General features: G+C 66.9%; 21 protein-coding genes and 1 tRNA gene. 17 read left to right on the top strand and 5 right to left on the bottom strand.

The genetic code is table 11. The features are described from left to right. Nucleotides 1–113 precede the first annotated feature (113 nt). Nucleotides 114–1,322 carry a CdaR family transcriptional regulator gene (locus QMO76_RS20195; protein WP_306362874.1) on the bottom strand — a complete coding sequence of 403 codons (1,209 nt, stop codon included), beginning with the start codon at nt 1,320–1,322 and terminating at the stop codon, nt 114–116. 417 nt (nt 1,323–1,739) lie between these two features. On the opposite strand from QMO76_RS20195, the gene QMO76_RS20190 reads away from it, so the two are divergent. The 5 genes from QMO76_RS20190 (at nt 1,740) to QMO76_RS20170 (ending at nt 5,497) form a co-directional block, all read left to right on the top strand. Then, entirely contained in the window at nt 1,740–2,915 is a 1,176-nt protein-coding gene (locus QMO76_RS20190) for a lipase family protein (RefSeq protein WP_306362957.1), read from the top strand. A gap of 36 nt (nt 2,916–2,951) precedes the next feature. After that, nucleotides 2,952–3,893 carry an acyl-ACP desaturase gene (locus tag QMO76_RS20185; protein ID WP_306362873.1) on the top strand — a complete coding sequence of 314 codons (942 nt, stop codon included), beginning with the start codon at nt 2,952–2,954 and terminating at the stop codon, nt 3,891–3,893. Nucleotides 3,894–3,896: 3 nt separating this feature from the next. Further along, a complete protein-coding gene (locus QMO76_RS20180) occupies nt 3,897–4,913 on the top strand; it encodes an alpha/beta hydrolase family protein (protein ID WP_306362872.1) in 1,017 nt (338 codons plus the stop codon). 146 nt (nt 4,914–5,059) lie between these two features. Next, complete coding sequence (locus QMO76_RS20175) at nt 5,060–5,266, top strand: hypothetical protein (RefSeq protein ID WP_306362871.1); 207 nt, start codon at nt 5,060–5,062, stop codon at nt 5,264–5,266. A gap of 154 nt (nt 5,267–5,420) precedes the next feature. Beyond that, nucleotides 5,421–5,497: transfer RNA gene (locus tag QMO76_RS20170), tRNA-Pro, on the top strand. A gap of 670 nt (nt 5,498–6,167) precedes the next feature. Here QMO76_RS20170 and QMO76_RS20165 read toward each other — a convergent pair. Beyond that, entirely contained in the window at nt 6,168–7,079 is a 912-nt protein-coding gene (locus QMO76_RS20165; protein WP_306362870.1) for a LysR family transcriptional regulator, read from the bottom strand. A gap of 136 nt (nt 7,080–7,215) precedes the next feature. On the opposite strand from QMO76_RS20165, the gene QMO76_RS20160 reads away from it, so the two are divergent. Then, a complete protein-coding gene (locus QMO76_RS20160; RefSeq protein WP_306362956.1) occupies nt 7,216–8,301 on the top strand; it encodes a tartrate dehydrogenase in 1,086 nt (361 codons plus the stop codon). 1 nt (nt 8,302) lies between these two features. Then, entirely contained in the window at nt 8,303–9,601 is a 1,299-nt protein-coding gene (locus QMO76_RS20155) for a 2-hydroxycarboxylate transporter family protein (protein ID WP_306362869.1), read from the top strand. Between the two features lie 103 nt (nt 9,602–9,704). Here QMO76_RS20155 and QMO76_RS20150 read toward each other — a convergent pair whose 3' ends face one another. Then, complete coding sequence (locus QMO76_RS20150) at nt 9,705–12,707, bottom strand: non-ribosomal peptide synthetase (protein ID WP_306362868.1); 3,003 nt, start codon at nt 12,705–12,707, stop codon at nt 9,705–9,707. Nucleotides 12,708–13,400: 693 nt separating this feature from the next. On the opposite strand from QMO76_RS20150, the gene QMO76_RS20145 reads away from it, so the two are divergent. The 7 genes from QMO76_RS20145 to QMO76_RS20115 all read left to right on the top strand — a co-directional run bounded on the left by QMO76_RS20145 (nt 13,401) and on the right by QMO76_RS20115 (nt 21,517). Then, nucleotides 13,401–13,871: a MarR family winged helix-turn-helix transcriptional regulator gene (locus tag QMO76_RS20145; protein ID WP_306362867.1), complete on the top strand. Its 471-nt coding sequence runs from the start codon at nt 13,401–13,403 to the stop codon at nt 13,869–13,871. Between the two features lie 33 nt (nt 13,872–13,904). Then, nucleotides 13,905–14,645, top strand: coding sequence for a VOC family protein (locus QMO76_RS20140; protein ID WP_306362866.1), 741 nt, complete (start codon nt 13,905–13,907; stop codon nt 14,643–14,645). Nucleotides 14,646–15,103: 458 nt separating this feature from the next. After that, nucleotides 15,104–15,790: a response regulator transcription factor gene (locus tag QMO76_RS20135; protein ID WP_306362865.1), complete on the top strand. Its 687-nt coding sequence runs from the start codon at nt 15,104–15,106 to the stop codon at nt 15,788–15,790. After that, a complete protein-coding gene (locus QMO76_RS20130; RefSeq protein WP_306362864.1) occupies nt 15,787–17,205 on the top strand; it encodes a HAMP domain-containing sensor histidine kinase in 1,419 nt (472 codons plus the stop codon). The genes QMO76_RS20135 and QMO76_RS20130 overlap by 4 nt, the downstream gene beginning before the upstream one ends. Before the next feature lie 10 nt (nt 17,206–17,215). Then, nucleotides 17,216–17,677 carry a hypothetical protein gene (locus tag QMO76_RS20125; RefSeq protein WP_306362863.1) on the top strand — a complete coding sequence of 154 codons (462 nt, stop codon included), beginning with the start codon at nt 17,216–17,218 and terminating at the stop codon, nt 17,675–17,677. Nucleotides 17,678–17,744: 67 nt separating this feature from the next. After that, a complete protein-coding gene (locus QMO76_RS20120) occupies nt 17,745–19,523 on the top strand; it encodes a DUF418 domain-containing protein (RefSeq protein WP_306362862.1) in 1,779 nt (592 codons plus the stop codon). A 191-nt stretch (nt 19,524–19,714) separates the two neighbouring features. After that, nucleotides 19,715–21,517 (top strand): long-chain fatty acid--CoA ligase, encoded by a 1,803-nt coding sequence (locus tag QMO76_RS20115; RefSeq protein WP_306362861.1) that lies wholly within the window; start codon nt 19,715–19,717, stop codon nt 21,515–21,517. Here the strand turns inward: QMO76_RS20115 and QMO76_RS20110 are convergent. Then, the gene (locus QMO76_RS20110; RefSeq protein WP_306362860.1) at nt 21,455–22,762 is read right to left on the bottom strand and encodes a CdaR family transcriptional regulator; all 1,308 of its coding nucleotides are present in this window, start codon (nt 22,760–22,762) and stop codon (nt 21,455–21,457) included. The two genes, QMO76_RS20115 and QMO76_RS20110, sit on opposite strands and share 63 nt — an antisense overlap. A 193-nt stretch (nt 22,763–22,955) precedes the next feature. Further along, entirely contained in the window at nt 22,956–23,570 is a 615-nt protein-coding gene (locus QMO76_RS20105; protein WP_306362859.1) for a TetR/AcrR family transcriptional regulator, read from the bottom strand. Nucleotides 23,571–23,736: 166 nt separating this feature from the next. On the opposite strand from QMO76_RS20105, the gene QMO76_RS20100 reads away from it, so the two are divergent. The 3 genes from QMO76_RS20100 to QMO76_RS20090 all read left to right on the top strand — a co-directional run bounded on the left by QMO76_RS20100 (nt 23,737) and on the right by QMO76_RS20090 (nt 26,872). Next, a complete protein-coding gene (locus QMO76_RS20100; protein ID WP_306362858.1) occupies nt 23,737–24,654 on the top strand; it encodes a tyrosine-protein phosphatase in 918 nt (305 codons plus the stop codon). Nucleotides 24,655–24,734: 80 nt separating this feature from the next. Next, entirely contained in the window at nt 24,735–25,850 is a 1,116-nt protein-coding gene (locus tag QMO76_RS20095) for a hypothetical protein (protein WP_306362857.1), read from the top strand. A gap of 2 nt (nt 25,851–25,852) precedes the next feature. Then, nucleotides 25,853–26,872 (top strand): phosphotransferase family protein, encoded by a 1,020-nt coding sequence (locus QMO76_RS20090; protein WP_306362856.1) that lies wholly within the window; start codon nt 25,853–25,855, stop codon nt 26,870–26,872. Nucleotides 26,873–26,876: the final 4 nt, after the last annotated feature.

Here is a 26,876-nt window from a genome sequence, read left to right as displayed (position 1 = left end):
CTTTCCGACGGGTGCCGGGGGCACCACACACCCACAGTAAGTGTGACGCGCAGTATCAGTCAATGGTCGGATATATCGGCGCTGGTGGGTGGCGCGTGCCTCGGAGTCCGGAGTCAGGCCGTGGTGCGGTAACTCCGGGCGACCAGGGCCGAGCGCAGGTACCACAGTCCCGACGCCTGGGTCGGGTCGAATCCGGTCAGTTGGGCGATGCGTTTGAGCCGGTAGTCCACCGTATTGGTGTGCACGTGCAGTACGCGCGCCGTGCGCTGCCGGTTGAGGTTGTTGGCAATGTGCCGTTGCAGGGTTTCCAGCAGTTCCGGGTGTTCGTCCAGGCGATCGAGTAGTGAGCCGAGGTACTCGCGGCCGGGGCCGGGGCGGGTGAGCTGGTACTCCAGGGCCAGATCGTCGAAGCGGTAGAGCCCGCGTACGCAGTGCAGGCGGTGCACCATATCGAGTAGGTCGTGCGCCTGTTCGGCGGCGGTGGGAATCTCCGACGGCGTCGCGCTGACCGTGGTGGCCGTGATCGGCACGCGCGCGGCGCGCGAGAGGTCGGTGACCAGATCGTCCAGTTCCTCGGGACGTTTGGCCGTCACCGGGATGAGGATGGTGCCGCCGTCGACGCTGAGCAGGGACAGTGCGGCATCCGCGCAGCGCGTCGCCAGCTCGGCCTGCACCCGGCGCAGTTTGCGGCGGGCCACCACCTTGCCGTCGATGGTGGGGTCGGACTCCTCCGGATGCGGTGGGATCGTCAGTGCCAACACCGAATACGACTCGGCGATCTCGATACCGCACTCCCGCGCCATGGTGGAGGTCGGATGGCCGCCCAGCAGCGCCGAGGTCAGGGTGTGCACGGCCGTATGGTGTTCGCTGACGACGGCACGCAATTCGCGCACATACGCGAGTGAGACGGTGGAGGTCATGCGATCCAGCATTTCCACCACCAGCTTGGCCCCGTCGATGAGGCTGGTGTAATCGCCCGGGGACAGCCGCAATTCGTCGTCGCCGCGATAGCGGGAGGTGGCGGCGGAGACCACGAGGTCGAATCCGATCTTGAATCCCTCGTGGATGGCGTGGTGGATGGTGTCGATGGGGACACCCTCGCGCGCCCACTGCGCGGCGGCCTCGTGTAGCCGCTCGGTTTTGGTGGGAATATCTCGACCGTCCAGCATGCTGACTGCGATTTCCAGGCAGGTACGGGTAATGGTGGTGACATCGCCGTAGATGGCGTCCCCGGGCAGGGTTCCGCAGGGTGCGACGTTCTCCACGAAGTGGCCCACCATCTGCCGGGACAGCGCCCAGACGTCCTTGAGTGGCGAGGACATCGGTCTCCCGGAAAAGGTGAGACCCGGCCTTTCGGTGCTGTCGACGGGCATGGCTGACTCCTTCCGCGTCAAACTACCTGTGCGGCTGGATAACACTAACCACGCCCCCGGTGCCGACGGTAGGTTTCGGGCTGATCTGTGGGATTGTCGGTGCCCGACACACCGCCACTGTGACACCTCACAACGGCGTTCGCACGGACTTTCGCGAGACCGCGCGGGCCGGACAGATCACAGCGCGATCACCATCGGTGCGGTCCGAAACTTGTGAGATATCAGGAGATTCCGATCGACTACTGCTTTCGGTCGCCGGAGTGAATAGCCTCTCCCGACATGGCTCGCGGGTGTACGAAGGGTAGTCGGGATATGCATCGGCACGCACGGAAAGGAAGGGTTCGGAACTGGCCGCGCACGGCCGTGATGCTCGTGGCCGGATTGCTCGTGGCGGTGCTCGCGCCGGGGGCGCAGGCCCGGCCGATTTATCCCGCGCCCGACCCCGATCCGTTCTACGCGCAGCCCGCGGATATCGCGGAATACGCACCCGGCGATGTGTTGGACATACGACCTATGCCGCCGTTGCCGATCTTCCCGGACACCGATATCACCCTGGTGAAGTTCCGTTCCACGAATTCCGCCGGTGATCCCATTGCCGCGGTTACCACGCTGCTGACTCCGCACGATCGCGAAACCGACGGTCCGCTGCTGTCGTATCAGCACATCATCAACGGTCTCGGAGCGCAGTGCTCGGTGTCGCGGGTGCTCTACACCGACGATCCGAATCTCATGGTGCGTGAGGCCGCGGCCTACAACTTCGCGCTGCGGAGGGGCTGGAGTATCGCCATGCCCGACCATCTCGGACCGCACTTCGCCTACGGTGCGGCGAAACTGGGCGGACTGATCACGCTGGACGGCATTCGCGCGGTGCGGGGGGTGGAGCAGTTCCGGCTCTCCGGCAGTCCCGTGGTGATGGCCGGATACTCCGGCGGCGGCATGGCCACGGCGTGGGCGGCGGCGATGGCGAAAACCTATGCGCCCGAACTGCGTATCGACGGGGCCGCCGCAGGCGGGGTGCCCATGAATCTGGTGAAGATGCTGGAAAGCCTCGGCCTCGGCGCGCACCCGGTCTTCGGTCTCGCCCTGGCGGCCGGACTCGGGCTGGAGCGCGAATATCCGCAACGCTTCCCGATCAGTTCCCAACTCAACGATCGCGGCATGCTGGTGCGCCAGCAGATCGCCAACAGCTGCACCAACGACCTGCTCGCCGCGGGCGCTGGGCGCGGCGCACTCGATTTCGCCGCCAGCACCTCCATGATCGACGACCGCGAGGCGCGGGCCGTGGTGGAGGAGAACAGCCTCGAACTCTACGACGGCACACCGAATATGCCGATCTTCGAATGGCATTCACCCATCGACGGGCTGGTGCCGGTGGATGCGATCGACAACACGGTGCGACGGTGGTGCGCGGCGGGCGTGACGGTGCAATCGCTGACCGTGCCGGTCCCCGACCATCTGACCGCCGCCGTGCTCGGACTGCCGCACGTGCTGAGCTGGATCGACGCCCGCTTTCGGGGGGAAACGGCCACCGGAAACTGCTGACGAACCGACAAGTCCCCACCGCATGAGGAGTACGCGTTGTTCACTGCCCTGACCGATCGTGAAATCCTGCTGGAATTGGAGCCCGTGGCCGAGCGGCATCTGAACGAGCATCTGCGGCAGGCCAAGGACTGGAATCCACACGACTACGTGCCCTGGGACCAGGGCCGCAATTTCGCGGCCATGGGCGGAATCGACTGGGAGCTGGAACAATCCTCGCTGTCCGAGGTGGCGCGGGCCGCCATGGTGACCAATCTGCTCACCGAGGACAATCTGCCGTCCTATCACCGGGAGATCACGGACACCCTCGGAATGGACGGCGCGTGGGGCACCTGGGTGGGGCGGTGGACCGCGGAGGAGAATCGGCACGCCATCGTCATGCGCGACTATCTGGTCGTCACCCGGGCTGTCGATCCGGTCGCATTGGAGAGTGCGCGCATGGCGCATATGACCACCGGAGTATCCAGCCCCGAACAGATTTCACAGTTCCTCAGCGGTGTCGCTTACGTGACATTGCAGGAATTGGCGACCCGTATCAGTCATCGCAATACCGGAATCGCCTGCGCCGAACCGGTCGCCGAGCGCATGCTCTCCCGTATCGCCACCGACGAGAACCTGCACATGATCTTCTACCGCCGCATCGGCTCCGCCGCGTTGGACCTGACCCCCGACCAGATGCTGCGCGCCATCACCGATGTGGTGACCCGATTCCAGATGCCCGGATTGACCCAGCCCGGCTTCCGGCGCAACGCGGTGCTGCTCGCCAAGAACGGAATCTACGACATGCGCCAACATCTCGACTCGGTACTGCGGCCGGTGCTGCGCACATGGCGGGTCTTCGACCGCACCGACCTGTCCGGGGAAGGGGAGCGCGCCCGCGAGGAACTGCACGCCTACCTCGAGGACCTCGAGGTGAAGACGCGCCGCTTCGAAGAACAGCGGGATCGGGCGCTGGCCCGGGCCGCGGCGGCGGTGGGCTGAGCCGTGCGCGCGAGTATCGGCACGGCACTGGTGGCGGCGGCGCTGGCCGCCGCCCCGGTGCTCGCGGCGCCGATGGTGTGGCCGGACCCGGTGGAGGTCGCCGACCCCACCGTGCTGCGGACCGAGCTGGTGGACATCGAGGTGCGCGGAGATCGCTGGGAGCGACTGCACATCGTCTCCGAATCCATGCGCCGCGTGGTGCCCGTGGACGTCCTGCACGGTGCGGGGACCGCACCCCGGCCCACCCTGTACCTGCTCGACGGGGTGGAGGCCGGGGCAACCTCACACTGGATCACCCAGGGCGGGGCGCGGGAGTTCTTCGCCGACAAGCCGGTCGACGTGGTGCTCACCAGTGGCGGTGTGGGCAGCATGTACACCGACTGGCACCACTACGACGCCAAGCTCGGGCTCAACCGGTGGGAGACCTTCCTGACCGAGGAGCTGCCGCCCGTCGTGGAGGACTACCTGCACGGCAACGGGCACCGCGGCATCGCGGGCGTCTCCATGGGCGCGCAGGGCGCGATGATGATCGCCGGACGTCATCCCGGCCGCTACCGGGCCGTGGCCGGACTGAGCGGCTGCTATTCCACCGCCGACGAGCTGGGCCGCGCCATCACCCGCATCACCGTGGGCTCACGTGGCGGCAATGTCGACAATCTCTGGGGGCCGCCGACCTCCCCGGACTGGCTGGCGCACGACAGTCTGCTCGGCGCGGAGGCGCTGCGAGGTACCACCATCCACCTGTCGGTCGCCAGCGGCGTGCCCGGCCCCGCGAACCTCATCGCCCTCGCCCAGTCCCCGAATATCGCCGACGCCCTGAGCAAGGCCGGTGGCGGTGTGGCCCTGGAGGCCGGCGCGCGCAGCTGCACCGAACGCTTCGCACAGCGCCTGGCGCAGCTGGGAATCCCCGCGACCGTGCACTACGCACCGGCCGGGCTGCACGCCTGGCCCGATTTCGCGGCTCAGCTGGAACCGGCGTGGCGAACCCTCGCGGGCGCGCTGGGCGTTGCGGCGGAGTGATTTTCGCCCATCGTCGCAGGTCCCTCGGGCGTGCCGACGAAGATCCGCCGACCTCGGGTTACGCCACCGCTGGCCGGGTAGTGCGTCGACAGGGCCGCGATGCGGTCCGTCTCGAAACCACGATCGACGCACGGAAAGGAATCGTGATGGCGGATCCGAAGAATCCCGGCCAGTTCGGGAACCGAAAAGATACGGAGGAACAGGCCCGCAAGGGCGGCCAGGCCAGCACCGGCAGCTTCGGCAGCAAGAACGCCGCCGATCCGCACGAGGCCGGCCGCAAGGGCGCGCGGGCCCAGCCCACCGAGGCCAAGCAGCGCGGCGGCCAGCACAGCCACAGCGGCCCGCGCTCCTGACCCACCGATCGGTTGTCGGGAGGAAGCCCGGCTTCTTCCCGACCGCCCGCCCCGCCCCCGGCCCACCGACCTCCCGAACCCGGGCTGTGCTCGCGATTTGGTCCCCGAGGGGGGTGGTGAGGTAATCTCGTCGGGCACCCGCAAGCGGGTGCGACGGGCTGTGGCGCAGCTTGGTAGCGCACTTGACTGGGGGTCAAGTGGTCGCAGGTTCAAATCCTGTCAGCCCGACCAAAGCGGCCTTACTCGAACCAGTGACCGAAAAAACACTGGCGAGGGTAGGGCCGCTTTCGTCGTAGTCGGCCCCTGTTTGACGGCGGCTTTCTGGTCCGGTGGGCGGCTGCTCGCACCCGGCGGCCCGGACCTGCCGCCTGCTGTAGGCACGCTTGGCGGCGTGAAGCCGCGGCCGTGCGCTGCGGGGTTCACTGGACCCAGCTCGGCAAGGTCGAGCGCGGTCAGCGGGCTGCCGGTGCCGGAGACTGCGAGGACTGGCGAGCCCGCTGGCTCGGTGCCGTCAGGACACCGCGAAGAACACGCGACTGGGTCGTAAGGACAGCTGGTGCTCCACCATCGCCGAGCCGCCCTGGATCTGGTCGGCTGGCACTGCCATGCAGACGTTGCCTTCGGTGCTGGCCCCGGGGAATAGTTCACCCTTGTCGGAGAGGCCATCCGGGATGACTCCGCAGTAGTCTTCGAACCCGCCGTAGGTGTTGCCCTGCGACCCAACGAACTTTATGCCCAGGTCGATCCACGGTGTTCCGGATCCCGGACCTACATATGTCATGGCGAACCGCAACAGGACGAACTGCCGCCCTGGTGCCGGAGGGTCGTTGAACGGGTTGGTATCGAGAACCAGGTCGATGGCGTCACGATCGGGACGCTATAGGCCAGCAACTGTGTGTACCTAACAGGAGTTGGGGATTCGCGCTTGTAATCCCTGTTTCAGGTAGTCGATGACCGCGCGGGTTCGGCGAGGTAGGGCGGGCGACGCCGCGTATACGGCACTGATGTCGGCATCGGGGGTGGGGATGTCGGCGAGGACATTGATCAGCGCGCCGTCGCGCAGCAACGGGCCGACGTGCCACAGTGAGCGCATGATCAGGCCGCGCCCTTCCAGGCACCAGCGAGTGATGACATCGCCGTCGTTGCTGACGAGATTGCCTGCCACGCGGACGGCGGCCTCTTTCCCGTCAGGGGCGAATCGCCACAGGGAATAGTCGCTGTCGTTCTCCTTCAATACGATGCAGTTGTGGCGTTCCAGGTCGGCGAGGCTGGTGGGTAGGCCGTGCCGTTGGATGTAATCGGGTGCGGCGCAGACGACTCGGCGATTGCGGCACAGCCGTGTAGCGGTGAGGCGGGAATCATGCAGCGCGCCGACGTGGATATCGATATCGAAACCGGTGGCTGCGATATTGAGCGGCATCGCGGACAGTTCGAGGTCGATATGAATCCTGGGGTGCTTGGCGACGAATTCGGCGACCAGTGCGGCGATGTGCGTGCGGCCCAGGCCGATGGTGGAGCGCAGGTGCACCCGGCCGCGTAATTCGTCGTGCTGTTCGGAGATCGAGTCCTCGAGCTCCTCCAGTTGCGCGGCGATCACCGCCGCTCCAGCGGCATAGCGGCGGCCCTCGGGGGTGAGGATGAGCCGCCTGGTGGTGCGCTGGATCAGGGGCACCCCGAGGCGGGTCTCGATCTGCGTCAGACGTTTGCTCACGGCCGATACCGAGACGCCCAGTTCCCGTGCCGCCTCCGTGAGGCTACGGCAGCGGGCCAGAATATCGAAGAACAGGATGTCGTCACTGAGTCCGCCTCGCATCCCGAACCTCCTTGTTCGTTTCCGGATCGGAAAAAGTCTCTTGCCCGTTCCGGTCTTCCTCGACTGCCGGTAGCAGCCTACCTTTGTGATCCGACACACAGGTGAAAGTCGGTCGGAGCAAGGGAGATTCATGACGATGAACGCAGCCTATAGAATCGCGGTCGTTCCCGGCGATGGAATCGGCAAGGAGGTCGTTCCGGAAGGGCTGCGAGCGCTACGAGTCGTAGCGGACGAATTCGATTTCGCGCTCGAGTTCGAGCAATTCGACTACGCCTGCGCGGATTACTACCTGGATACCGGAAAGATGCTGCCCGACGGCTGGTTCGAGGAACTGCGCCGATTCGACGCCATCTTCTTCGGCGCCGTCGGATGGCCCGAGGTGGTGCCGGACCATATTTCACTGTGGGGCAGCCTCCTGCAATTCCGTCGGCATTTCGACCAGTACGTGAGTCTGCGCCCGGTCCGTCTGCTGCCCGGTGTCACCAGCCCGCTGGCCGGGCGGGTACCGGGCGACATCGACTTCTACGTGGTGCGCGAGAACACCGAGGGGGAGTACTCCAGCATCGGCGGTCGCATGTTCGAGGGCACCGACCGCGAGGTCGTCGTCCAGGAGACGGTGATGACCCGGACGGGCGTGGACCGAATCCTGAAGTACGCCTTCGAACTCGCCGAGCGCAGGCCGAGAAGGCATCTGACCTCGGCGACCAAGAGCAACGGAATCTCCATCTCGATGCCCTACTGGGATGAGCGGGTAGCCGCGCTGGCGGCCGACTTTCCCGATGTCGAAGTCGACAAGTTCCACATCGATGTTCTCACCGCGAACTTCGTCCTGCACCCGGAATGGTTCGACGTGGTGGTGGCGAGCAATCTGTTCGGCGACATTCTGTCCGATCTGGGACCGGCCTGCACCGGCACCATCGGTATCGCGCCGAGCGGGAATATCAACCCGCAGAACCGATTTCCCAGTCTCTTCGAACCGGTGCACGGATCCGCACCCGATATCGCTGGTCAGGGGATCGCCAACCCGATCGGCCAGATCTGGAGCGGCGCCATGATGCTCGACCATTTCGGCGAGCGGACCGCCGCTGCCGCCGTCTTGTCCGCGGTGGAATCCGTGCTGGCGGACGAGCATACCGCGCTGACACCGGACCTGGGCGGTGTCGGCACCACCGAATCGCTGGGCAAGGCCATCGCCGCCCGACTGCGGAACAGTGCGAGTTGACATGAGCTTGAAGGACAAGGCCGGGCAGACGCTGCGCAGCGGTATGCCGCGGCTGGACGGGACACCGCTGGTCGTCCCGGTTGCGCTGACCGCCGCCGTGCTGGTGGCGGGCTTCTTCGACGCGGTGCCGGAGAACATGATCGGCGGGCTGGCGGTGATCGTCGGCCTCGGCATGCTGCTGGGTCCGCTCGGAAATCTGCTGCCGGTTGTCTCGAAAGTCGGTGGCGGGGCGCTGGTCTGCCTGATGGGTCCGTCGATCCTGGTGTATCTGGGGGCTTTCGAGGAGAACACCCTCGACGCCGTCACCGTTCTGATGAAGCAGGCGAACTGGCTGTACTTCGTGATCAGCACCCTGGTGGTCGGCAGCATCCTGGGGATGAGCCGGAAGCTGATGATCGGCGGCCTGGTTCGGATATTTCCGCCGTTGATCGGCGGCACCGCGGTAGCGGTCGCCGCCGGGATCGGCACGGCGATGGCCTTCGGCTACGACTTCCACCGTGCGCTGTTCTATATCGTGGTGCCGATCATCGGCGGCGGTATCGGTGAGGGTGTCATCCCGCTGTCCGCGGCGTATGCCGCCGCGCTCGGCGGTGACCCGGGAGACTATGTGGCCGAGCTTGTTCCGGCCGCGATCATCGGCAATATCGTCGCCATCATCACCGCGGGCGCGCTGCGCAAGCTGGGCGATCGCCGCCCGCACCTGGACGGCGGCGGTCAGCTGGTCAAGACGCCGGACCCGACGCTGTCGACCGTCCCCACCGAAAGCGTTGCGCGCGAACCGAATTACGCGCTCGGTGTACTGACCATCACCGGACTGTTCGTGCTGGCCACCCTGCTCGAGCGGGTCGTCCACCTGCCCGCCCCGATCCTGGTGATCATCCTGTCGGTGCTGTGTAAGCTGTTCGACATCTTCCCGGCCTCCGGGGAGGCCGATGCGCGGGCGGTCTACGCCATCATCTCGCGACATTTCATCTACCCGACCATGGTCGGCCTCGGCATGCTGTATCTGCCGCTGGCCAGCGTTATCGGTGTGCTGTCACCGGGGTACGTATTCGCCTGCGCGGCGGTGGTCCTGGCCATGGCGGCGACCGGATTCCTGGTCGGGCGCGCCATCGCCATGTATCCGATCGACGCCGCGCTGGTCACCGTATGTCACAGCGGGCTCGGCGGCACCGGGGACGTGGCCATCCTGTCCGCCTCCGACCGAATGAACCTCATGCCGTTCGCGCAGATCTCCACCCGCATCGGTGGGGTGTCCACGGTGATCTCAGCGGCCTGGCTGATCCGCGTAATCCCCTGACCGATTCGAAAGGCGTTCACCGAACTACCGCTGGCCGACGGCGGCGACGGCCGTATCGACGCCGCCGTCACCGCGATGCCACTGCCGAACGCCCTCCGGAGCGTCACTCGGCTCGGGCGAGGCGGGCCGGGATGTACGGTTCTGCGAGGACGTGCCGGAGGTAGCGTTCGAGGATTTCTTTCGTGAACACCGGTTCTTCGATTCCTGTTCCCGAAAGGTGGTCCAGGACATTCTCTTTCCCCCACAGGTACGTGTTCTGGTAGAGCTCGATGGTTGATTTCCCGTCGAGTACCCGGTCGTTGAACATGCTCAGTAGCGGGTACAGCGGTGCCTGTGGATCGTCTTTCCAGAGGTGTACCCAGTCGGTGAACGGTATGACATCGAATTCGTACCCGAAGTATTGTTCGAGCAATTCGAAGAACCCGCGCAGGGTCACGATGTGATCCTGGGCCGGGACGACGTTGAAGTTCTTGCCCACGGCGTCGGGCTGGCGTCCGATGGCGGCGATACTGTCGGCGATGTAGTCGACCGTGGTGAGCCCCTCGCGCAGATTCCGGAGATCGGGTACGGCGCCGAGTGCGACGCAGGTTTTCACCAGTCGTGGCCACCATTGATAGGTGGCCGCATGGCCGGTTCGGCTGTTGCAGGTGGCATAGCCCAGGCGGAAGGTCATGACCGGCAGACCTTGTGAGGCGGCCAGTCGGGCGATCTTCTCCATCACCCATTTGCTGCGCATATAGCCGAGGTCGGTGGTGATGGCTTCGAGGTTCTGATCGATGTCGTCGGCCTCGTACATCGTCGTCTTCCCGGTGAACAGATGCCCCCAGCTGTAGACCGATATCGACGACACCAACAGCAGGGGTTTGACGCGGTGGTCGGCGGCGAATCCGATGATCTTCCGCAGGCCCTCGACATTGTCTCGGCGCATATACGCGTAGGACTGAATGAAATTGGCCGCGCTCGCCGAGTGGTAGATCACGTCGACCAGGCGTGTCAGTTCGGCGTACTGCTCCTCGGCGAGGCCGAACCGCGGCTCGGCGAGATCACCGGCGTAGACCCGGATCCGGTCCCAGGCGTCGATCTCGAGTTCATAGCGCACGATGACGCGACGAAGCCGTTCGCGGGCGAGCGCGGTCGAGCCCGCGCGTACCGGGCAGTGCACGACGGCATCAGTACCGCTCAGCAGTCGTTCGAGCAGATGCACCCCGACCACGCCGGTCACGCCGGTGAGGAGAATGTGATCCGGTGCGAGCAGCTGGCGTTCGTCGTATCCGCCGGAGAGGTCGAGCCCGTCGGGCAGGTAGATGTCCTCGGCCAGTTCTCGGACCGGTTCGCCCTCCCATGCCAGGGGTTGCCCGCCGCGCTGGCGCAGCGCGGCGGCCAGGCCGCGGATCGTCGGGTTCCCGTAGAAATCCCAGATGTAGGCGCGCGTACCCAGCCGGTGCGAGATCTCGTCGATCAGGGCCGTCGTGAGCAGTGAGTGTCCGCCCACGTCGAAGAAGTTGTCCGTCGCGGTGAATCGGCTGTGCCCGAGCGCGTGTCGCCATACCTCGGCGATGTCACGTTCGAGCTCGTCGTGCAGGCCGGTGATTTCGATTGCCGTACCGCGTGTTTCGGACAGGATCGCGCGCAGCTTCGCGCGATCGATCTTTCCGTTGGTGGTCAGCGGCAGCTCCGCCAGGCAGTGGTAGATGCCGGGCTGCATGTAGTCGGGAAGTTCGTCGCGGACATGCGAGCGCAGCGCCCGGACCAGGTCATCGGGGGCGGTCGCGCTGTCGCGCGGGACGACGAAAGCTGCCAGCCGTTTCGTTCCTCGCCCGCCGGTATCGCTGTCGACGAGGGTGACTGCCTGCTTGACCAGGCGGTTGCCGAGGAGGGCGGTATCGATTTCCCCCAGCTCGATCCGGTATCCCCGGATCTTCACCTGGTCGTCCTGACGGCCGAGGAATTCTATGGTGCCGTCGGGCAGTCGACGTCCGAGGTCACCGGTGCGATAGAGCCGCCGTTCATGGCGTGGCGACCATATGAACCGTGCGTTCGTCAGGTCCGGATCACCCAGATATTCCAGTGCGAGGCAGGTGCCGGACAGGCACAGCTCTCCCACCTCACCCGGGGGCACATCGGTCAGGTGCTCGTCGAGGATGAACACCTCGGTGTCGGAGATGGGGGACCCGATCGACGGTGTGCGTTTGTCGCTCCCCGGCACCACCACGCGGCAGGTCGCGAAAATCGTAGCCTCGGTGGGGCCGTAGTAGTCGACCAGCGTGTACGGGAGTTCGTCGGTGGCAACCGGATACAGCTTCTCGCCCGCGCAGAACAGATACCGCAACGTCAACCTGTCCGGCACCGGCTGTCCGACGATATCGGGCACCAGCACCGTCGGTACGTAGGCGTGTGTGATCCGGTGATCGGTGTAGAACGCCAGTAGTGCGGCGGGATCGGCGCGGACGGCGGGTTCGACGATGTGCAGGGTAGCGCCCGCACACAACGATGACCAGATCTCCCATTGCAGGACATCGAAGCCGACGCCGCACATGAGCGTCGTTCGCGAGGTGTCGTTCATCCCGAATCGTTCGTTGTGCCAATGCACCAGCCGTGTCAGAGCACGACTGCCGATGACGACGCCTTTGGGGGTACCGGTGGTGCCGGAGGTGAAAACCACATACGCGGCGTCTTCCGCTGCGGAAAGGGGTCCATCACAGCCGTCATCGGCCGAGCGGATGTGTTCGTCGGAAATATGTATCGACACACCACCGATGGAGTTCGCGTCCGGCCGCGTCGTCAGGTAAATCGGAGTAGCGCATTGCGTGAGAATCCGGGCACGGCGTTTCGGCGGATCGCCTTCGTCGATCAGTGTATAAGCGGCGCCCGTCCGCATGACGCCGAGTATTCCCACCACCAATGCGATGGAACGGTGCGCGATGATCGGCACCACATGGCCCGGACCGATGCCCGAGTCGCGTAAGCGCTCGGCGAGCAATTCGCTCGAGTCGCGTAGATCCCGGTACGAGATCGCGTGATCGCCGTCGATCACGGCTGTCGCGGACGGCTGCCGGTCAGCGCGATCGGCGAATAGCGAGAATGAGGAGATGCTCTGAATGGGCATGGGCCCTCCATATCGGCTCGCGAATTCGTCAGCACCACCCTGCCGGAGACGCACTCCATATCGCACCGGTCGTCTGCGCCACGGCCCTGACACCATGCGCCATCTCACAGCGCGTGATCTCTACCGTCGCACGGTCCCACGCAACGCTCGAACCGCTACGGTCGCAAACGTTTCGAGCGAGTGGACGGGCCAGTCACCCGGGGAGCGCGCCGTCGAGTGCGTCGCGCATGCCTCGATTCCTGGGCCGCAACGGTTGTGACTTACCTGGAAGCTGGTGAGCGGTTGCGACAGTTCGCAGCTGCCATCCATCGATTCGTTCTGCCCGGCGACACCGAACACCGGCGGTAGCGCATATCCGCTATTGCCGCGTGGCGCGCTGTTCGGAGTGGCCACGGCGGTGCGGAACTCACGACAGTCCAATACGCGATGCCGTCGGTATGACCATCGCGAAAGCCGGGATCGGCTGCCGTCGACGGTGATGGCACCGGAGCTCGGTGCGGCGTCGAGGTCTTCGCCCGCCAGCAGCACACCGATCCGCCGTCGTCCGGTCGGTGATCGGCCAGCAGTCTCGGGGACCGGACAGGGGTGACGGTGGTGTACGGCACAGTGGATCGCTGGATGATTGCTGATATAGTCCCGTATCGGGAATATTGATGTACGGATATACCCGAACCGGGAATGGATGGTGTGGTCATGCGCGATCGGTCGGATGTCGATGGGCGCATCGAGCGGGCGATACGGCAGCTCATCGCGCGGGCGGTATTCGTCAACGACGTCGTCGCACGGCGACTCGGCTTGCGCATGATCGATATGGAGGTGCTCAACCTCGTGGCCATGCCCGGGGGGCCTGCCTCACACGGTGAGGTTGCCGGAGCCACCGGACTGCCGTCCACCAGCGTTACCCGGGTGCTCGATCGGTTGGAAGCGGCCGGTTTCATCCGGCGCGAGCCCGACGCGAAGGACCGGCGTCGGATCGTGCTCGTTCCCGACCGGGGTCGGCTGGCAGCGTTCGAAAGGCTGTACGCACCGCTGCGGGACGCCAACCGAGCGCGCAATGCGCGGTATCCGGTGGCGGAGCTGGAATCAGTGGCGCGATATCTCGAGGAACATGTAGCCGATCGCAGTGGTGTGGGAGCCATGACGTCCCATGCGAAAGACGCCTGAATCAAACCGAAGCGACCTGCGAAGGAGTTCGCGATGTTCGGATTGCCGTCCTGGTTCGATGTCACCACCCCGAACCCGGCGAAAGCCATCGGGTTCTACATTCAGATGTTCGACTGGACCGCTGAGCCCGCCGCGACGAGCGAGTTCGGCAAGTACATCCTGTTCCGCAAGGATGGTCGACCCGTCGCGGGGCTGGTCGAGCGATCGTCCGCCACGCCGCAGCCGGACGGGTGGCTGACCTATCTGTCGACGGACGACCTCGACGGAACCCTGGCCGGGGTCCAGTCCAACGGCGGGCGGGTGCAGCGTCCTGTCGGGGAGGTTCCCGGCGTCGGATCACTGGCGGTGGTGACCGACCCCGTGAACTCCTCGATCGGGGTCATCGGGTCCCAGCTCGATGCCGAGCGGGCCGTGGGCACGGGAACGCCCGTATGGACCGAGATCGAAACAGTCGACTGGCCCGTCACCGTCGAATTCATGACGAAGACCTTCGGATTGCACACCGAGAGCCAATCCGACACACCCGGTTCGAGGTTCGTCACGATGCACGACCAGGAGCAGCCGCGCGGGGGGATCTTCGAGCTCGGGCCGGACGTATCACGGTCGCGGTGGGAGGTGGCGTTCCTGGTGCCCGACGCGCAACGGGCGGTCGATCACGCCGTCGACTTGGGTGCCGGGATCGTGCGACCGGTCTACGACGTGCCGGTCGGCACCGGCCTCGGCGCCCGGCTCTCCGATCCTTCCGGCGCGCATTTCAACATCATCGCCTTCTGACCCGAGGGACGAGCGGTTGCGACAGATTCGCGACACAGCCGCCACGGTGCTCGGACATCCGACCGCGAGAGTGCTGGTCGTATCGAAGAACACCACCGGAAGGTCGAATGACAATGCGAAGATCTATCGCCGCTGCTCTGATCGCCGCAGCGGCCCTCACCACCGTGGGAACCGCGGTGGCGGCGGGGAGCCCCTTCGGAACCGGTAGCGCGAGCCCGAGTTTCGGAGGTGACTATCCGCAGAATCGTGGATATGTGGAGCGCTACGGCGACTGCCTGCGCGAGTGGGTACCCACCGGTCCACAGCCCGGTCAGGGCTACTTCCGCGAGGAATGCGGTCCCCAGACTCGTAGGCCCTGAAGTCGACGGCGTACCGAGCACCGCGAGTCGCCGGGAAGTGGCGAATTCCCGGCGAACGATGCTCGGTACCGCCCTTCCCGGATGGAATGATGAGGCGGCGTGGCGGACGTACTGTTGATCGAGGATGATCCGGCGATCCGAGAGGGCCTCGGGCTGGCGCTGCGGCGGCACGGGCACAGGGTGCGGCTCGCGGCCACCGGTGAGGAGGGTGTGCGCCTCGCCGATTCCAGCCTCGCCGATTCCAGCATTGACGTGGTGGTCCTCGACCTCATGCTGCCGGGGATCGACGGCTTCGAGGTGTGCCGGCGGTTGCGTGCCCGCTCGGCGGTGGCGATCATCATGCTCACGGCGCGGGACGACGATATCGACGTGGTCGGCGGACTGGAGGCGGGTGCGGACGATTACGTCGTGAAGCCGGTGTTGCCGCGAGTGCTGGATGCGCGTATCCGCGCGGTGCTGCGTCGCGGCACACCGCAGCAGGCGCGGCACGAACTGTTCGGGAATCTCGAACTGGACCGTGCGGCCATGACGGTCCGGAAGAACGGCCGCGCCATAGCGCTGACGCCGACGGAATTGCGCCTGCTGTTGGAGCTCTCGGCTGCGCCGGGGCAGGTGTTCAGCCGTCAGCAGCTGCTCGAAATGGTATGGGAGCACGACTATCTCGGCGATTCCCGGCTGGTCGACAATGGCGTGCAGCGGCTGCGCGCCAAGATCGAGGACGATCCCGCCTCGCCTCGGTATGTGCAGACCGTCCGCGGCTTCGGCTACCGATTCGGTCCGCTGTGACGCGATTGGCCGGGCTGCGCACCCGTTTCCTGGTCGCCTTCGTGCTGGTGGCCACCCTGGGCGCGGTATCGGCGGCCTGGGCCAGCTACGCGGCCGCCCGCGCCGCCCTGGTGTCCGAGGCGCAGGACCGGATGGCCGAGGGGATGCACCGGCGCGTCACCGATATCGCGCCCGGGCTGACCTACCCGCCCGACCAGCAGACCGTCGATCGCATACGCGATGTCGTGGGAGAATCCGCACTGGTGGTCGGGGGCGGCCACGTCGCTCGGACCGGCCCGGACGTGAATGTGGTGACCGCCGCCGTACGCGCGGCGGTACGTGACCGGGACGGTCTCGTGGTGCAGCGTGTCGCCGGACCGAAGCTGGTGATCGGTACGCCGATCATGATCACGGGCGTCGACGGCGGACGCACCCGGTCCGGCATCGAGGTGTACGCGGTACGGGATCTGGCCGAAACCCAGGAGGAGATCGACTCGGCCGCGCGGGCGGCGGCGCTCACCAGCGCGCTGGCACTGCCGCTGGCCGCCGCGCTCGCCCTGCTGGCTGCCCAGACTGTGCTGCGGCCCGTGCGCGAATTACGCAGCGCGGCGCGGCGACTGGCTGCCGGAGACCTGTCCGCGCGGGTCGGCGCGCGCGGGTCCGACGAGCTGGCCGACCTGACCCGCACGGTCGACGATATGGCCGCGCGATTGCAGGATTCGATGCGGCGACTGCGCGAGTCCGAGTCGGAGGCACGGCGATTCGTCGCCGATGTCTCACACGAGCTGCGCACCCCGCTGTCCGCTCTCACCGCCGTGGTCGAGGTGATGGCGGCCGACGCCGAACAGTTGAGCGAGGATCAGCGAACCTCCGCCCGCCTGGCGGTCGACGCGACTGCTCGGCTCACCGCCCTGGTGGCCGATCTCATCGAGGTGTCCCGCTTCGATGCCGATACGGAAACACTGCGGCCGCAAGCGCTTCGGGTCCGGTCGGCCATGCTGGACACCTTGCGCGCCCGGAACTGGGTCGACCGGGTCGAAGTCGACGCGCCGGAGTCCGTCGATGCCGTACTCGATCCGCGACGCTTGGACGTGATCGTCGCCAATCTGGTCGGTAACGCCCTCACCCACGGCGCGCCGCCCGTGCGGATGACCGTCCGGGCCGACGCGGACACCGTGACGATCGTGGTCGTCGATCACGGCCCGGGACTGCCACCCGATGACCCCGGTCGGGTCTTCGACCGCTTCTACAAGGTCGACGCCTCCCGATCCCGCACGCCCGGAAGCGGTCTCGGACTCGCCATCGCCCGGGAGCACGCCCGTCTGCACGGCGGCGACATCGTCGCCGACAACGCGCCGGAGGGTGGGGCCCGCTTCACCGTCCGCCTACCTCGACGATCGGAGCCGATGCACGATGAGCTACCGCCACAGACGTGACATTCGATGGTTGTACGCCGCCGCCGCGGCAGCATTGTGCACGGGATGCGGAATCACCGGCAGCGCCGTGCTCGAGGCCGGTGACGCCCCGACCGGAATCGCACCGGGGGTGACGCTGTACTTCGTCGGGGCGGGCGGAGATCTGGTGCCGCAGGCGCGTCCGACCGGCAGCCTCGGCGGTATCCCCGGTGCTCTGGACCTGCTCTCGCGCATTCCGAATCCGGGGGACGGGCTGTATTCGGAGGTGCCGTGGTCGGACAGCGGCCCGATGTCGTCGGTCACCGAATTCGACGACCGCATCACCATCCGGATGCCGGTACCGCGTGCTGAGTTGACCGACCTGGCGGTATCGCAGATCGCGTGTACGGCGCTGGGGGTGCACCGGCAGGCAGGTCGCCCACCCGCGACCGTGGTCATCATTCCCACGCACGGCGCGGAAATCGGACCGGTGGGCTGTCCTGCGCAATCCTGAGCGTTTGCGACGCGGCTGCGACACAACGCGGACGGTAGGCGGACATGCGCCCGGCACCGTGGTCGGCATGCAATCAATCGCTGGATCGCCGACCATTCCGTCCATTGCGCCACCACCGGAACCGGTGCCCGCGCCCGCCGCGCGTCGGCTGCCGGGCGTCGACGCCGTGCGGGGGATCGCGCTGCTCGGCGTGTTCGTCATGCACTTCCACCTCACCGGGTGGTTGCGGGCCGGTGGGCTCGGCGAGGTGCCCGTGCCGATCGAGTGGTTGCAGACGCAGACGTCCTCGCGGGCCATGAGCCTGTTCGTACTGCTGGCCGGAGTCTCGGTGGCCTTGATGACCGGTGGGTCGCGGCTGTACTCCGGACGTGCCGGGACGCTCGCGCGGCGGCGGATCGCGGCGCGCGCCGCCGCGCTGTTCGTCATCGGCCTGGGTATCGGCTCGTTCGCACCGTCGGTGCTCGAGTACTACGCGGTGCTGCTGGTGTTCCTGCTGGCATTCACCACGCTGCGGGCGCGGACCCTGGGATTGCTTGCCGCACTGGCTGTTCCGGCAGTGACGCTGTATGCCGTATGGGTCCTGGACCGGCATGCGGAGTGGCTGATGACCGAGACTCCGAACGGTCTGGAACTCCTGATCAACCCCGACCGGTGGGGTGACTACCTGTTCTCACTCGTGTTCACCGGCGGCGGGTTCCAGACCGTCTACGGGATACCGCTGGTACTGGCGGGTCTGGCGCTCGGGCGGCTGGACCTGCGCGCCAGGACGGTGCGCGGGGGTCTCGTCGTCGGTGGTACGTCCCTGGCGCTGGCCGCACTGCTGGTGTCGTGGCTGGCGCCGATGCTCTTCCCCGACTGGGCGCTCACCGAGCACACCGCCTCGAACCCGCTCCAACTGCTGCGCATGCCCGGCCTGTACGCGGTCAGTGCGGTCGGTATCGTGTTCATGATCGGGGTTGCGGCGCTGCTGCTGGGCGTTCTGTCGGCGCTGCTCGACCGCCCCGCCGCCCGGTGGCTGCTGCGACCGCTGACGGCATTGGGGTCGATGACGCTGACCTGGTACGCGGGACATCTGGCGTTCCTGTCGCTCGTCGGCCCGCAGACTCGATTCTCGGTGGCCGCGTTCGCCGGATTCATTGCGATCGTGATGGTGGTATCGGTGCTGTGGCTGCGGGCTTTCCGGCGTGGCCCGCTGGAATGGCTGGTCCACCGCATCAGCGCCGCTGCCGCCCAGGATCGCGTGGCCCGCGGGGATCGCGATGGCGCGCCCCCGGCCCGGTCGCCGCGCGATGCCGTTCGCGCCGCGCCGGTGGCCACACCTGTCGCCGACTCGTCACGCGGTCGGCAGCCTCTCGGCAGGACGACATTGACCGCCCTGACCGCGGTCGGCATCGGATTCGCGGGTGTGGCACTGATTCTCGGCGTGGGCGGATGGGTCGAGCGCGGTCAGCTTCCGGCCCGCGAGCCCGCTGAATCGCGTATCACGACAATGTCGGATACCGAATCCGCTGTGCGGGAGGCCGATCCGGCGTTGTCGGGATCGAATGCTGGTGTGCCGGGTGCCGACTCCGGAATGAACACCACCGCCCTCACCCGGCCGGGCGTCGAATCCGTGCTGTCGGCGGACGACCGGGAGTTCTTGGCGGCGCTGGCGCGTGGCGGTGAATTCGCCGCGCGTTCCGAGGGGCAGCTGCTGGACGCGGGCAGAGCGGTGTGCGCCGAGGTGAGTGGCGGCGCGGACATGGCCGAGGCGGCCGAACGGCTGGGTGAGCGGACCGGATTGTCGGCCGCCGGGCTGGTGCGGCTGACCGTCGCCGCGTGGGACGCCCTGTGCGGGCGGCCGTGACGGCAGCCGAACAGGTCCGAGCCGGTTGGCGCGGTGCACAACCGCGTGCCGTACTCCGAGTTCACCGGCACATTGTGACGCGGCCCGCTCCTCGCGACGATGGTGATCCGGTCGCGGCCACTCGCGTGCCGAGCAGGGCAGGTGCCCGTTCGCCGGACGCCGTCCGTCCGGCCATGTCGGAGGAGATGTGGATGGGAACTACAGCGGTCGCGCGGCGCGAGTACGAGGTTCCGGCGTCGTACACCATCGCCGAGGACGCGGCGCTGAGCGACATCGTCGGCGAACTCGCCCGCACCGCACCCGACTTCGTCGCCTTCCAGGTGCCCGAGGGGGACGGGTGGGCGGACGTCACCGCCGCTGAATTCGCCCAGCAGGTGCGGGCGGTCGCCAAGGGGCTCATCGCGAGCGGTATCGGCGTGGGGGATCGGGTCGCGCTCATGTCCGCCACCCGCTACGAATGGGCACTGCTGGACTACGCCATCTGGATGGCGGGCGCGTGCACGGTCGCCATCTACGACTCCTCGTCGACCGAACAGGCGCGGTGGATTCTCGAGGATTCCGGAGCCGCACTGTTGATCGTGGAGCACGAACGCCATGCGCGTACCGTCGCCGACGTCGCTGCGCCCGAGCTGCGGGAGACCCTGCGAATCGACGCCGCCGCCGTGGATACGCTCATCGCCCGCGGTGCGACGGTGGGCGACGACGCGCTGTCCGAGCGCCGCCGTCACGTGCACGCGTCCTCGCCCGCCACGCTCATCTACACCTCGGGCACCACCGGGCGTCCCAAGGGGGTCGTGCTGACGCACGCGAACCTGTTGGCGGAGGCCACATCCGGGCGGATCGCGCTGGCGAGCCTGCTGCACGAGGGACAGCGCACACTGATGTTCCTGCCGCTTGCCCACGTATTCGCCCGCGCCATCTCCGTCGGTGCGCTCGCGGCCAAGGTGACGGTCGCCCACACCGCGGACTGGGGCACGCTGACCGACCGATTCGCCTCGTATCGGCCGACTTTCATCCTCGCGGTGCCCCGGGTGTTCGAGAAGATCTACAACTCCGCCGAACAGCGTGCCTACGACAGCGGAAAGGGGCGGATCTTCGCTCTCGCCGCCGATACCGCCATCGAATGGAGCCGCGCGATGCGGACGGGAGGTCCGGGCCTGACGCTGCGATTGCGGCACGCCCTCTTCGACCGGCTCGTCTACGCGAAACTGCGGGCGGCATTGGGTGGCCGGTGCGTGGGTGCGATCTCCGGCGGTGGGCCGCTCGGCGCGCGCCTCGGTCACTTCTTCCGGGGTATCGGGCTGCCCGTCTACGAGGGCTACGGCCTCACCGAAACCAGTGCCGCCATTACCCTGAACACCGAGAACCACCTGCGTGTCGGTTCCGTGGGCCGCCCGCTGGCGGGCCACGCGGTGCGCATCGCCGAAGACGGCGAGCTGCTGTTGAAGGGTCCTGTCGTATTCGGCGGCTACTGGAACAACCCGATGGCCACGGCCGAATCCTTCGAGGGCGATTGGTTCCGCACCGGCGATCTGGGCGCGGTCGACGACGACGGCTTCGTCACCATCACCGGCCGCAAGAAGGAGATCGTCGTCACCGCCGCGGGCAAGAACGTCTCACCCGCGCCGCTCGAGGACGCACTGCGTGCCCACCCCCTCGTCGGACAGTGCATGATCGTCGGCGAGGGCAAGCCGTTCATCGGGGTGCTGATCACGCTCGATCGTGACGCGCTGTCCGGATGGCGACAGCGTCACGGTATCGATCCCGCCCTCGAGATCGGGGAACTGGTACGGCATCCGGCTCTGCTCGGCGAGATCGACGCCGCGGTCGCGGAAACCAATAGCCTGGTCTCCAAGGCCGAGGCCATCAAGAAAGTGCGTGTCCTCGCCGCGGAGTGGACTCAGGAGGGCGGTGAACTGACCCCGAAGATGTCACTGAAGCGCGCGGTCGTGCTGCGCAAGTACGCCGACGACGTGGCCGCCGTCTACGACTGACGCCCCGGCGTCCGGCTCTCGGCGTCCGGGGTCCGGTGCGATTCGAGGAGTGCGCGATGGCCTGTCGAGTATGCGGCAGGCTTCCAACGCCAGCTGTATCTCGGTGGCCGCCCGCGGCGAGGACAGCCGACGACCGGTGAGATCCGCGATCCGATTCACCCGAAACCGCACCGTATTCCGGTGGCAGTAGAGCGCCGACGCGACGGTCGACACCTCGCCGTCGTGGGCGAACCACATGCGAGCGGTATCGAGGAGGGTGTCGCGGTCGTGCGCGGGCAGCGCGAGGATCGGCGCGAGTACCGAATCCGCCAGTGCCGAGGCCACTTCCGGAGATCCCGCCAGCAGCATCGGGATCAGTGCGTCACGGTAGCGGATCACCTCGTGTGATCCAGGTTCCGTTGCCGCACAGGCTAGTTCGGCTTGACGCAGCGCGGCCGGTGTTTCGGTCAGACCGGTGTAGGGGGAGCTGATGCCGACTCGACCCACCGCGCGCTCGGTGAGTGCCGAGCACAGTCGCTGGTCGGTGAACCGGGGGGTGAGCGCGATGATTCCGGCGTGGCTGTCCACGCGGACCCGCCATGCCGACGCGACTCCGAGCATGGCGAGGGATTTACCGACCCCGGGGGTCACGTTCACCGCGTCGGTGGCGGCCACCACCACGACGAACTGGCCGGAGGCGGGCAGTCCGAGAGTGCGGGCGCACTCCCACATCCGCGCTCCATCCGCGTGCCCGGTCAGCAGGGCGTCCAGCGCCGCGTCGTGGGCGCGGGCATCGCTGCGCAGTCGCTCGGCCACCGCTTCCTGGTAACCGGTCGTCATTGCCTGCGAATACTCGTCCACCAGCTTCCATACCTCCGACGCCGCGTCCAGCAGTTCGCGTTCGGCTGTCGGGTCGTGGTCGGTCATGGTCAGCAGCTGGTTCCACACGACCCCGGTACCGATGCGGTACGCCCGCAGTACGGCGGGCAAGGGGACACCGTCCTGGGCCCGGCGATATCCGGTCTCGCGCGGCATGGCGGTGCCGAGACCGCCCGGATATCCGGCCAGGTAACGGAGGATGGCCCCGAGGTTCTCTCGGTTGTTTCGGCGCAGATCATCGCCGCCGACCAGGCGTTGGGTGCCGTAGACGGGTTCGGCGCGCTCGATCTCCGCGGCGACGACGGCCACCACCTCGTCGATACGGTCCAGCAGCGCGGCGCAGGCGCGGGCCACGAAGCCATCCGGCGGGTACCTCGGGGTATCCATGGTTGTGGATGGTACCCAGTTGAATTGTCGCCTTGCACAGTATTACCGGCGTCTCTCGATCGGCTTCAGGCGATACGCCGTAATGGAGCAGCATTGGACGCGCGCATATTGTGCATATGCACACTTCCGGCCGATCGGTGATGTCCGTGTGACCATTGCCGCGGCCGCGGCGGCGAAAGCGCACCGGCCGGGTTCACCGCGTCCCATCAGCGGCCGGGTCGGCGAGGACGCCCCGTAGCAGCAATGAGGTGAGGCCGGAGGTCAGGGCCGCGGTGTCCTCGACGTCACGCACCGACAAGGCGAAGATCGCGGCGCCGGCGATGACGTCGATGAGGATGTCCGCATCCACGTCGGGGCGGGCCTCGCCGCGTTCGCGCGCGGCCTCGACCCGGCGGGCGAGTTCCTCGCGGATCGAGGCCAGCTGTCCGGTGATCAGGGCGTCGTGCAGGCTCGCGTCCGTGCGCACCTCGTTCATGAGGCCCGGGGCGGCCTCGCGGGTCGCGGGATCGGCGAACACCGTGACCGCGCCCGCGACCAGTCGCGCGATGTCCTCGGCGAAGGTCGCGGCCGGTTCCATCTCCGGGCCGACGGTCGGGTAGATCGTGTCGTTGACGATATGCGCCTTGGACGGCCAGCGGCGATAGATCGTCGGTCGGCCCACCTCGGCGAGTTTGGCGATGGCGTCGATCGACGTCGCGCCGTAGCCCCGTTCGACCAGCAGCCGCCGCGTCGCGTCCAGTACGGCGGTATCGACGGCGGAATCACGCTTGGACCCCAGTCGGTGTCCACCCTCGCGTCGTTTCGTCACCCGATTCCCCTTGCGTTGAACTGTGGTCGTCGTTACATTGTGTCACGACCGGGTCGTTACACACTGTAACGACAAAATCCGGTTTCCTGACATGGCCGGTCCGCCGTGCCGTCACCCGGTTTCACGAACGTCGTGACCGGTGGTCGACAGGATCGAAAGGACTCGAATGACAATCCACCACAAGTTCCTCCGGGCGGCGGCGGCCACCGCGGTCGCCGGCGTGACGCTGTTCTCCGGATATGGCGTCGCACAGGCCGATCCGGCTCCGGTGCTCCCCTTCGACACCGGATCTTCCGGTGGCTCCGGCAGTTCCGGCGATGCGGTCGGTCCGGGGGCTCCGCGCCTGGCATCGGTGGACAACTTCCGTGATGTCGGCGGCACCGGTTCCGGCTACGCCGCGGCCGAGGGACATCGGGTGTCGCGGGGTGTCTTCTATCGTGCCAACGCCTTCACCCCGAGTGACGCGGATCTCGTGGCGCTGCAATCGCTGCGCCTGACCGTCGTCTACGATCTGCGCACGCCCGAGGAGATCGAGGAGAATCCCGATCGGGTGCCCGAGGGCGCGGCCTACCGCAACATCCCCATCCTGACCGGTGATATCGAGGAGGCGGCGCGCCAAGTGCGCACGCCCGAGGAAGCCCGTGAGTTCGCGCGAACCATGTACCGGACCTTCGTGACCGGCGCGGCCGAACGGGCGGCGATCGGGCAACTGCTGACCGAGCTCGCCGATGCCGAAGGGCCCCAGGTCTTTCACTGCAACGCGGGCAAGGACCGCACCGGCTGGGTGGCCGCCACCCTGCTGGGGCTGGCGGGAGTGGATCGCGACACGATCATGTCGGATTTCCTGCTGTCCAACGAGTACTCGGCGGCCTCGATCAAGGAACGTCGTGATCAGATCGTGGCACAGTACGGGGAACAGGTGGCCAGGATCTACGATCCCCTCCTCGGAGTCGAGGCGAGCTATCTGAATGCCGCACTGGCGCAGATGGATCAGTCCTACGGTTCGGTGCGGAGCTATCTCACCGACGGCCTCGGCATGACCGACGGCACCGTGGCGAAACTGCGCGCGAAGCTGCTGCGCTGAGTCATCGAACCCATTCGGGGCGGCCCCCCGAGTCCCTCCTCCATCGCACCGACCGCATTACCTTCGAGAGGCAGCCGATCATGTTGACCCCCCAGGACGAACTGCTCTGCCATCAGCTACCCACCACCTTCGACCATGTCGGGCAGAGCGATCTGCGCTGGACCGAACGGGTCGTGCTCTACGGCTTCGACACCACCGGGTCGGTGAGCGTGATGACCGGAATGGCCCGCTACCCCAACCGCAATGTCACCGACGCCTACGCCATGATCACCATCGGCGGCGAACAGGCCCACGTGGTGCGCATGTCCCGCGAGATCGGCGGGCGCTACGACGGTGTGGGAGCCTGGCAGGTCGGGCCCTACCGGTACGAGGTCATCGATCCGTTGCGCGCCGTGCGCGTCACCCTCGACGACAATGAACACGGCATCCGGCTGCGGCTCGACTTCGAAGGCGAATTCCCTGCCTACGAACAGGAACCCGCGTTCTTCCGTTCCCGTGGCCGGGTACGGGAGGATGCCCGGCGTTACTATCAGAACGGGCGCATCAGCGGGTGGATGGAGATCGACGGCGAGCGCATCGACATCGATCCGGACACCTGGTGGTTCGGGCGTGATCATTCCTGGGGTATCCGGCACGGCGGTGGCGGCGGCAGTCTGCCCGAGGGAGAAGGGTTGCAGCCCAACGAGGTTCCCGACGGCGTCCTCTACTACATGGGCATCTTCCAGTTCGAGGACGAACTGGTGCATTTCGCGCAGCGCGAGACCGCGGACGGGCAGCGCTGGCACTTCGAGGGCACGGTGCTGCCACGCTCGGGCTCGGACGCGAAACCGGTACCGATCCTGAACACCGAGCACGCGCTGACCTTCCGCGACGACTTCCGGATCGTGAGCGGCGGTGACTTCACCGTGCACAGCGCCGACGGCCGCCGACGCCGGTTCGCCATCACCCCCCTCTCCGATTTCTGGCCGGGCATCGCCGGATACGACCACTACCGCGGTTATGCCTCCGGCATGTGGAAGGGCCCGCGGTGGAGCGACCACTTCGTCGCGGACCTCACCGACACCGCGGATCTGAAACAGGCCAGCATGCTCAGCGAGACGTTCTGCCGCGTCGAAACCGAGGGCAGGGTAGGCCACGGACTGGTCGAGATGGTGTTCCTCGGTCGCAATGCGCGGTACGGATTCGAGGGATTCTGACCATGACCACCAGACTGCCCGCGCACGAGCTGGCACCGGCGCTGGAGCGTGCCGCACGACGGCACATCCCGATGCCGGAGGGTGCCCGCATCCGCGATGTCGCCCGCACCGCCCGCGGGTTCGCGACCGAGACCTACCTGTTCGACATCGAGCATGCGGACGGCGTACTGCCGCTGGTCATGCGACGGCCGCCGGAGACCTCGCTGTTCCCGGACTATGATCTGCTGCGCCAGATCCTGGTCATGCGACGGCTGGCCGCGACCGATATCCCGGTGCCGACGGTACTGTGGTCGGAACGAGCGGGCGCGGATATCGGAAGCCCGTACTTCGTGATGAGCCGCCTCGCGGGGGAAGCGCCCGGGGACTTTCCCTCCTACCATGTGGCGGGCAACTACTTCGAAGCCACTCCCGAACAGCGGGCCCGCATGTGGTGGGGTTGCGTCGACACCATCGCCGCGGTGCACCGATTGGACTGGAAGGCACTGCGTCTGGACTTCCTCGCCCTGCCCCGCTACGGCGCCGGGCCGGTCGAGCAGGTGGTCAACTACCTGGACGAGGCATTGTCCTGGGCCTGCGGCGAGACGCCGCGGATCTATCGGCACGCCATCACCTGGCTGCGCGACGCGGCGTACGAACCCGAACACACCGTGCTGTGCTGGGGTGACGCCCGGATGTCGAATATTCTCTACGACAGCGACTTCCGGGTGAGCGGGGTGCTGGACTGGGAGATCGCCTACCTCGGTGATCACGAGGCCGATCTCGCCTGGTTGCTGTTCCTGGACTGGGCCAGCAGTGAATTCGAGGGTCTCACACCGCTGCCCGGCACGCCGTCCCGGGAGGAGACGGTCCGCCATTACGAGGATCGCACCGGCATGGCGGTCCGGAATCTGCGGTACAACGAGATGCTGGCGGCTGTCCTGCTCTCGGTTCCCCTGCTGCGCATGGCCCATCGCGTCCAGTTGCCTGCCGATATGGACATCACCGGCTTCTGCACCACCCGGATCGAGCAGTTGCTGGACTGAGTCC

The organism is Nocardia sp. CC227C (assembly GCF_030767025.1).
GTDB lineage: Bacteria > Actinomycetota > Actinomycetes > Mycobacteriales > Mycobacteriaceae > Nocardia.
Note: the sequence above shows the minus strand (reverse complement) of the source record. Positions and strands in the feature narration are given on the sequence as shown.